Origin of the sequence: Streptomyces sp. WM6386, from assembly GCF_000972385.1 — a bacterium.
In the GTDB taxonomy this organism is placed as follows: Bacteria; Actinomycetota; Actinomycetes; order Streptomycetales; family Streptomycetaceae; genus Streptomyces.
The window spans coordinates 1-812 of sequence record NZ_JXTE01000289.1 but is presented as its reverse complement, the minus strand read 5'-3'; the positions used below and the strand labels follow the sequence as shown (position 1 = coordinate 812).

Sequence of the window (812 nt, the reverse complement as noted above, 5' to 3'; positions counted from 1 at the left end):
GAACGTGCCTCGTACCGGGGCGATGCAGCCGGACTGTGGACGGGCACTATCATCCCAGCTCAAAGGCTCTTCATTGATCTACGCTCCTCCGGGAGGCGGGCCGGTCGGCCTCCGAACACGAAGCATCCGAGTGAAGGGACCCGTCCATGAAAGCCGTCACGTGGCCGGAACTCTTGATCCACTCCGAACAGTTGACCGCTCTGTATACCGAGCTGCCGCCCCTGGAGCACCTGATTCTCAGATCGGTGCACCTGAGTCCCTACGGCCCCGGCGTCACGTTGCGGGCGGAGCTGCCTCGCTTTCCGGACCTCGCTCCTCCAGCTTGGGCCGAAGCCGGGTGCGACCGGTTCGAGGTCCAGATCGCGTTCATGGCTGTGGGCGAAGACCTTCGGATGCGGGGTTTGCCCAACCGCACCGTCGCCGACGTCGAATTGAGCCCCTTCGTCCAGGGCGAAGAGCGCCGGATCGTGGTCGCCGTGACCGGACCCGGGTTCTCGCTGGGCTTCACCGCGCATGCCGCGCTCAAGGTCGGCCATCTCAACGCCTACCGCTCTGGGGACCAGGATCCCTACACGGCTCGGCGATGGTTCGCAGGCCGAGTCGACCAGCACCTGCACCAGGTGATGCCTCCCACGACAGCGAGGGCCTTCTATGAGCGGTCATGACTGGTCTGCCGAGGTGACCAATCCCGAAGCACTCCGCGAAGTCCTGGGTTTCCCACCGCCGCCGTTGAGCGACTACGACGTAACCTCGGTTCTCATCGACGAACGCAAGGCGTCGGTCACCTTGAGGTTCTTCGCCTTCGCCGTCCC

General features: G+C 64.8%; 1 protein-coding gene. It reads left to right on the top strand.

Annotated elements, in window-relative coordinates; genetic code table 11:
* Window positions 1–146 precede the first annotated feature (146 nt).
* A complete protein-coding gene (locus TN53_RS41290) occupies window positions 147–665 on the top strand; it encodes an Imm50 family immunity protein (protein WP_046264031.1) in 519 nt (172 codons plus the stop codon).
* Window positions 666–812 lie beyond the last annotated feature (147 nt).

Coding starts and splice junctions, on each gene's coding strand:
- TN53_RS41290 (WP_046264031.1), top strand. CDS start 147: ATGAAAGCCGTCACGTGGCCGGAACTCTTGATCCACTCCGAACAGTTG.